Consider the following 7191-nt stretch of genomic DNA (forward strand, 5'->3'; position numbering starts at 1 on the left):
CCAGGGCCTCGAATTCGCCGTGGTCGCGGCAGCGTTTGCGCAGATACACCTTGCCGTCGCGGATGTTGACCTGCGCGTCGACCACCACCTTGCACAGCGGGCAAATGCTCTTGGTGTACTCGACGAACACCTCGTTGAGTTCTCGCTTCACGGTCGTCACCGATGCTCTCCTGTCAGCCGCACAACTCAGCGATTTCAGCACTGTGCGTCTCGTGCGCGATGCGCGACTGTCAGCAGCCGGACAGTTCGTCGCGGCGGGCGGCACTGTCTGCGCGATGACAGTTCACCGGTTTGACGCACCCCGTAAGAGTGCAATGGGGTGGTGACACCTATGAGGAGGACTGCACCATGATCCGCGCCGTATGGAACGGGACCGTGCTCGCGGAGGCGCCGCGAACCGTCCGGCTGGAGGGCAGCCACTACTTTCCGCCCGCGTCGCTGCACCTCGAGCATTTCATCGACAGCCCGACCAAATCGGTTTGCCCGTGGAAGGGCTTGGCTCGCTACTACAGCGTCACCGCCAACGGAGAGGTGAACCCGGACGCCGCCTGGTATTACCCACGCCCCAGTCCGCTAGCACGCCGGATCAAAAACCACGTCGCGTTCTGGAGCGGGGTGACCGTCGAAGGCGAACCCGAAGATGCAGCGCACGGGTTTCGCACGTCGCGTAGCGGACTGGCGGGAAAGCAACATGGCGCAACGCGACAGCAACACACGAAACGGACAACAACTGAGGATCTCGCCCATGGACGCCGCTCGACAACCGACGACGCGCTGCCGATATGGCGCGTCGGTGTCACCGGCGGGCTGGTCGGCATCCTGTGTTGCGCTGGCCCCACCATTCTCGCGCTCTTCGGAATAGTCAGCGCCACAACGGCATTGGCGTGGGCTAACAATCTGTACGGTAATTACGCGTGGTGGTTCCGCCTAGGCGGGCTGGCTGCACTCGTGCTGCTGACCTGGATTGCACTGCGGCGACGTGATCAGTGCAGCATCACCGCTATCCGGCGACTACGGTGGCGACTGACGACACTGCTTGCGATCGCGATCGGAACGTATGGTGCGCTCTATGCGCTGACGACCTGGCTTGAAAGGTTCGCGTAATCCGGGGAGCCACGCTGCGCAACGTTACCGGCACTGTCTCAACGCAATTAACTCAAGAAGCGCGCTCACCTCGCTCGATGCCGCGCTGAACGTGCACGCATGAGTCACCATCAATTGACGTCGCCCGTTGGGGCGCCTCACTGACTAGATCAAGGGACGCGGATAGGGGAAGACATGGCAGTTGTAAACGGAAACCTGCGGGGTTGGGCGCGCCTGCTGGGGGTGGCCGCGGTTGCGACCGCAGCTATTCCGGGCCTGATCAGCCTTGCGGGCGGAGCAGCGACCGCGCGGGCCTTTTCGCGACCCGGTTTGCCGGTCGAATATCTGCAAGTGCCGTCGGCGTCGATGGGTCGCGACATCAAAGTCCAGTTCCAAAGCGGCGGAAAGAATTCGCCCGCGGTGTACTTGCTGGACGGTCTGCGCGCCCAGGACGACTACAACGGCTGGGACATCAATACGTCCGCGTTCGAGTGGTACTACCAGTCGGGGTTGTCGGTCGTCATGCCGGTCGGCGGGCAGTCCAGCTTCTACTCCGACTGGTACAGCCCGGCCTGCGGCAAGGCAGGATGTCAGACCTACAAGTGGGAGACGTTCCTCACCAGCGAGCTGCCCCACTATCTTGCTTCCAATCGCAACGTCAAGCCGACTGGCGGCGCCACGGTTGGCATCTCGATGTCCGGGTCCTCGGCGATGGTTCTGGCGATCTACCACCCGCAGCAGTTCATTTACGCCGGTTCGCTGTCGGCGCTGCTGGACCCCTCGCAGGGGATGGGGCCGTCGCTAATCGGTCTGGCGATGGGGGATGCCGGCGGCTACAAGGCCGCCGACATGTGGGGGCCGTCCAGTGACCCGGCTTGGCAGCGCAACGACCCGTCGCTGCATATCGCGGAGCTGGTCGCCAACAACACCCGGTTGTGGGTCTACGTGGGCAACGGCACCCCGAACGAGTTGGGCGGCGCGAACATGCCCGCCGAGTTCCTGGAGAACTTCGTGCGCAGCAGCAACGTCAAGTTCCAGGACGCCTACCACGCTGCAGGCGGCCACAACGGGGTGTTCAACTTCCCCGACAACGGCACCCACAGCTGGGAATACTGGGGTGCCCAGTTGCAGCAGATGAAGCCCGACCTGCAGCGTGCCTTGGGGGCTGCATGACTTGGCTGGGCTCCGGTCCGCCTCATGCTGCGCGAGCCCGCAACCCGTCCGGATCGGTGATCTCGATGACCGCGTAGCCGACGGTGATCAGACGATCGCGCTCAAACTCTTTAAGGATCTTGTTGATCGACGGACGCTGCGCGCCGAGCATCGCAGCGATGGTGCGTTGCGCGAGTTCAACTCGCTTCTCGACGGCCTCGTCGACAAGGAGTTGCGCGAGCTGGGCGGGCAGGGGTCTACCAAGCATGCTGATCAGCCTGGCCTGCCCTGCGGACACCCGTTGCGCCACACTCGACAGCCACCGCCGTGAGATGGCCGGGCGGGTGGCGAGCAATCGCTCAAACGCCTGCCGATCCAGGAACAGGCAGGTGGCGTCGGTCAATGTTCGCGCCGTGTAAAACAGCGGCATATCCAACAGCAGGGGGATGTCGCCGTCCACATCGCCGGGACGAAGGACATCCACGACTGCGCGATGCCGTCCGGACCCGACCGCGAGCTCGATCTGTCCCTGCCGCACGATCCACACCCCGTCAGCGGCCTGATCGCCGAGGAAGACCACCTGCCCAGGCGCGAAGTGCTTGGCTTGCAAAGTTTCCGCGAGTGCCGACAGATCGTTGGGGTGCAGCGGCGCCGCTGCGCCGCGTCCCACACAGCGTGCGACCCAGGCCGCGTGTCGCACTTGCGCCTCAGGCGGCTGCTGCCCGCCGGTCAGTGACTGCACAATATGCCGCAGCGGACCCGCAGAGTGGTCGGACATCATGCCTCCTCGATCGCGTGGCCAATGGTGCCATCCTGCCGACAATCGGGCCATCGTAATGTCATATTGCTGACAAGTTCGCGATTCGACTCCGGTCGGACGACAGCGTTCGTGCTCTCCGGGGGTGCGAGCCTTGGTTCGATTCAGGTTGGGATGCTCCTCGGTCTCGCCGAGGCCGGGATCATGCCGGACCTGATTGTCGGCACTTCTGTGGGCGCGGTCAACGGCGGCTGGCTGGCTTCGCGGCCGGATACCGCTGGGATCGCCGCGCTGGCCGACCTATGGCGGTCGCTGGCGCGACAAGATGTGTTCCCCACCCGCCCGATCGTCGGGCTCCTGGGGTTTCTCGGTTGCGCTCCAACCTCGTGCCCGCCACGGGCCTGCGACGACTTCTCGACGGCCACCTGCAGTTCGCTCGGCTCGAGGAAGCACCGATCCCCCTGCATGTGGTGGCCACCGACGTGCTTTCGGGCCAAGATGTCCTATTGTCGTCGGGAAATACGGTCGACGCGATCGCCGCCAGCGCCGCCATTCCCGCCGTCTTCCCGCCGGTGACTGTCAACGGACGCGACCTGATCGACGGGGGTGTGGTCAACAACACCCCGCTGTCTCACGCAGGCGCGCTTGGCGCCGACCTGATCTGGGTGTTGCCGACCGGCTACTCGTGCGCCCTGCCCGAGTCGCCGAAGGGGGCTTTGGCGATGGCGCTGCACGCCATGACCCTCGCTATCAACCAACGCCTGGCCGCCGACATCACCCGCCTTGAAGGCGTGGCCGACCTGCGCGTCGTCCCACCGCTGTGCCCGCTCAGCATCTCACCAATAGACTTCACCCATTCGGTCCAGCTCATCGAGCGGTCGCATGCCAGCACCCGTGAATGGCTGGCAACGCGGCACCCCGTCGCCGGGCAGGCAGCTTTGCTTGGGCCGCATCGGCATTGACCGCGGCGCCGCCCGCCGAAAACGCTTTCAGGGCAGGACTTTTGCCCTAGCTGTCGTCCATCCGATTCGCTTGCTGAGAGCCTAGGCCAGTGCTGACGGTGCCCACCTCGACCGGGGAAATGCGCGCTGGTTGTGCGACGTTTTCGCACAGCGCGATGTCCCAACACCCGCACCCGGCGACTGAGCCTCTGAAGCCGAATAAACCTTGCGTGACTAACAATTCGATAGTGAGCCGAGCCCGGAGAGGCGAACGGATAAACCGAAACAATGTCAGCGAGAAGACGATTCGCGGTCCTGGCTCATGCGCACAGGTTGAACTCGGGCATGCTCCATTCTTTTCTCTGCCCCACTACGGCAGCGTCTTTGCGCGCGAGACGGCTTCGGCGGCCCGCGACGAGCGCGCGAGCGAGTGTGTCGACGGCGGTCAGTGCGTTGACTGCGTTGCCCGCAGACCGGTTTGTCACGCCACGGGCCCGATGCGGTCGCTCTCCGGTACATCGCAGCCTCAGATGTTGACGGCGGTGACCCATCGCCTGTCCGGGGCCTCCTCGACGACCAGCGCCGCTTCGCGCACATCAACCAGCGCCGCTTCGCGCAGATCGACCCGGGGCGCCGGACGTTCGTTCTGACCAGAAGGGATTTATCGCAATGGATTTCGGGCTGTTGCCGCCGGAGATCAACTCCGGGCGTATCTACGCCGGTCCTGGGTCGGGGCCGATGCTGGCCGCTGCGGCGGCCTGGCACAGCTTGGCCAGCGAGCTGGAGTCGGCTGTGACCTCGTATGGTTCGGTGATCTCCAATCTAGCTGCGGGGCCGTGGCTTGGTCCGTCATCGGCCGCGATGGCGGCCGCGGCCCAGGCGTATGGTGCCTGGTTGAGTGCGACCGCGGCGCAGGCGTCGCAGGCCGCCACCCAGGCCGAGGCCGCGGCCGTGGCCTATGAGGCGGTGCTTATGGCGACGGTGCCCCCGCCCGTCATCGGAGCCAACCGCAGCCTGTCGGCGGCGTTGGTCGCGACCAACATCTTGGGACAAAACACCCCGGCGATCATGGCCAGCGAGGCCCGGTACATGGAGATGTGGGCCCAAGACGCCGCCGCGATGTACGGCTACGCGGGGGCGTCGGCGTCCGCAACAACGCTGACGCCCTTCACCCCACCACTGCTGAGCGCCAACCCGGCCGGACAAACCGCTACGGTCGCCCAGGCCACCGGCACGTCAGCCGCGACCGATACGCAGACAGCGCTGTCGCCGCTGAACTCCGCGATCCCCTCGGCCTTAGCGGGCCTCGCGGCACCGTTGCAGTCCGCGTCGCCAGCCCCGGCAGGCACGGCCATAATCGCCGGAAGCCTGCAGAACCTCAACGCATTCTTGCCCTCCGTGGATGCGGGTCTGTCGTCTACTGGTCTGTCCACGGCATCCGGGGCTTGGGCATCCGCTTCGCAGGCGAGCGAGGGAATCAGAGTGACGCAGAGCCACATTCCCGATTCGCAGGGCCTGATGATCAACACTCAGCACCTGATGACCAGCACGCAGGGGCAACTGACGCGTATGGAGAGCCGAATTATGGCCCGGCTAGATCCGGCGGGTCTGGGCGCGGGCATGGGACAGTCGAACTCGATCGGGGCGTTGTCGGTCCCGCAGGCTTGGACGGCGGCCGCCCCCGCGATCCGGCCCGCCGCCGCAGCGGTGCTGGCCACCGGCCTGGGTAGCACCGAGATCGAGACTGGGCGTTCGGGAAGCATCTTCAGCGAGATAGCCCTGGCGAGTATGGCCGGGCGCGCCGTCGTCGGCGGTGCTTCCACGGGGCGCCGGGGGCATGCCGGGACGACCACTCGTGCATATGCGACTACACCGCAGGGGTTACCGGGCTGTACGGTCATGGGAATTTCCGCGGAGCTGCGCGGGCTCGCGGAACTCCGCGACTCTGGAATTCTCACCAACGAGGAGTTCAGCGAGCAGAAACGACGCCTTCTCGGCTGAGCAACTGGTCGGACGTGAGCGGACAGCCAGGGCCTTCCTTCGGCGAGCATGACTCAGAGTCTCGAAGATATTGCGGTCGAACCGACCTCAGCCTCAGAACAGGAGACTCGATCCGAGCCGGCTTCTCGTTGTCGAGCACGTCGGCGTCGGTGTCGGCCGCTCGGTCGACGAGTGCTACGGCACTTGGCCTGTGCCGGCGACCGCAGCCGCGCATGCTCACGGTGGTGCGCCGATCTCCGTGGTCGACACGTTGGACCAAGGTGAGACAGGCGTACCGAAGCTGGCCGGGGCTGCGGCTGATAGCCGCCTCCGATGCGATCACGATGACCGTCACCATTCTCGGCGCGCCCAGCATGTCGACCGCCTGATACCTCGACGGCTACCGCGCTGATCAGCCGGAACTGCAACGAATCTCATCACTTTGAGCGTCCTGCCGGGTCACGCCGGACCATGTCCATCCGTGGAGGGTTCGTCTGGTTCGGGTGGCGCGTCCGGCTCGGGGCGCACTTTCGGCGGCTCGGACGGGAAGCCCAGCACTCGCACGTCCTCGGGGATCGGGTCGGGGCGCAGGCAGATCGTCGCCAGGCCCCTGCCAGCCCAAAAATCGTCGGCGGGCCCGGGTCGAGTCGGTAGTCGAAGACCGTGATGGTCGAGCTGCCTTTCAGGGGCAACGCCTGGTGGGTAAACCCGCGGTGCTGTGGTTTTGGACACCGTGGTGTCCGACCTGTCTAGGCGAGGCGCCGATCGTTGGCCGAGTCGCCGCGGCACGCCCGGGTGTGACCTTCGTCGGAGTCGTCGGACTGGATCAGATAGCTGCCGTGCAGCAGTTCGTCGACAATTACAAGCTGCAAGGATTTCAGCGAGCTGGCAGTGCTCGATGCGCGACGACAGCGGCTTCGTCGAACGCGCGCTGCACTTAGCGGTCGCGGCTTTCCGGGCCCGCCAATGTCACCCGTTTGATGATGCGATCCATCCCAGCGATGCCGGAAACCGATGTGCTACGACACCTTTCGGTGACTCGGCCATGTCGGTTGTGCTCCAGTCATCTATCGGGACGGCAGTGGACGATTTGGGCAACGTGTTAGCCGAAAACGGGATAGGCCGCTACAAAAGTCGCTTACTCGTGTTACCTCGGTCCGGTTTCTGGCCCGGCGGCCGACCTGCGATTGACCGCGACCGCCGGACCCGCCGACCGCCCGTTCGGGCGGTGACCGGCAGCAGGGCAGGAGCCCGAAGGTAGGACCGGCGGTGCCGGAT

Annotated in this window: 5 protein-coding genes and 3 pseudogenes; 5 read left to right on the top strand and 3 right to left on the bottom strand. The window is 65.3% G+C overall.

The features are described from left to right. A partial coding sequence (locus AC2VOU_RS00640) for a hypothetical protein (protein WP_486955612.1) occupies positions 1-265 on the bottom strand: 265 nt, incomplete at its 3' end. An 83-nt stretch (positions 266-348) separates the two neighbouring features. On the opposite strand from AC2VOU_RS00640, the pseudogene AC2VOU_RS00645 reads away from it, so the two are divergent. From AC2VOU_RS00645 to ag85B, 3 genes and pseudogenes are all read left to right on the top strand, one after another. Continuing rightward, positions 349-679 (top strand): annotated as a pseudogene (locus AC2VOU_RS00645) (DUF427 domain-containing protein); the annotation flags it as partial. Positions 680-753: 74 nt separating this feature from the next. After that, positions 754-1104, top strand: a pseudogene (locus AC2VOU_RS00650) (hypothetical protein); the annotation flags it as partial. Positions 1105-1278: 174 nt separating this feature from the next. Beyond that, the gene (gene ag85B / locus AC2VOU_RS00655) at positions 1279-2256 is read left to right on the top strand and encodes a diacylglycerol acyltransferase/mycolyltransferase Ag85B (protein ID WP_486955613.1); all 978 of its coding nucleotides are present in this window, start codon (positions 1279-1281) and stop codon (positions 2254-2256) included. A gap of 22 nt (positions 2257-2278) precedes the next feature. Here the strand turns inward: ag85B and AC2VOU_RS00660 are convergent, their stop codons facing one another. Beyond that, positions 2279-3013, bottom strand: a complete 735-nt coding sequence (locus AC2VOU_RS00660) for a Crp/Fnr family transcriptional regulator (protein ID WP_486955614.1) — start codon at positions 3011-3013, stop codon at positions 2279-2281. Positions 3014-3166: 153 nt separating this feature from the next. Between AC2VOU_RS00660 and AC2VOU_RS00665 the strand changes: the two are divergent. Both AC2VOU_RS00665 and AC2VOU_RS00670 read left to right on the top strand, forming a co-directional pair. Then, positions 3167-3954: pseudogene (locus AC2VOU_RS00665) on the top strand (patatin-like phospholipase family protein). A 648-nt stretch (positions 3955-4602) separates the two neighbouring features. Beyond that, entirely contained in the window at positions 4603-5934 is a 1332-nt protein-coding gene (locus tag AC2VOU_RS00670; protein ID WP_486955615.1) for a PPE family protein, SVP subgroup, read from the top strand. 728 nt (positions 5935-6662) lie between these two features. Here AC2VOU_RS00670 and AC2VOU_RS00675 read toward each other — a convergent pair. After that, a complete protein-coding gene (locus AC2VOU_RS00675; RefSeq protein ID WP_486955616.1) occupies positions 6663-6785 on the bottom strand; it encodes a hypothetical protein in 123 nt (40 codons plus the stop codon). Positions 6786-7191 lie beyond the last annotated feature (406 nt).

This window comes from Mycobacterium sp. TH-M25 (assembly GCF_057473665.1).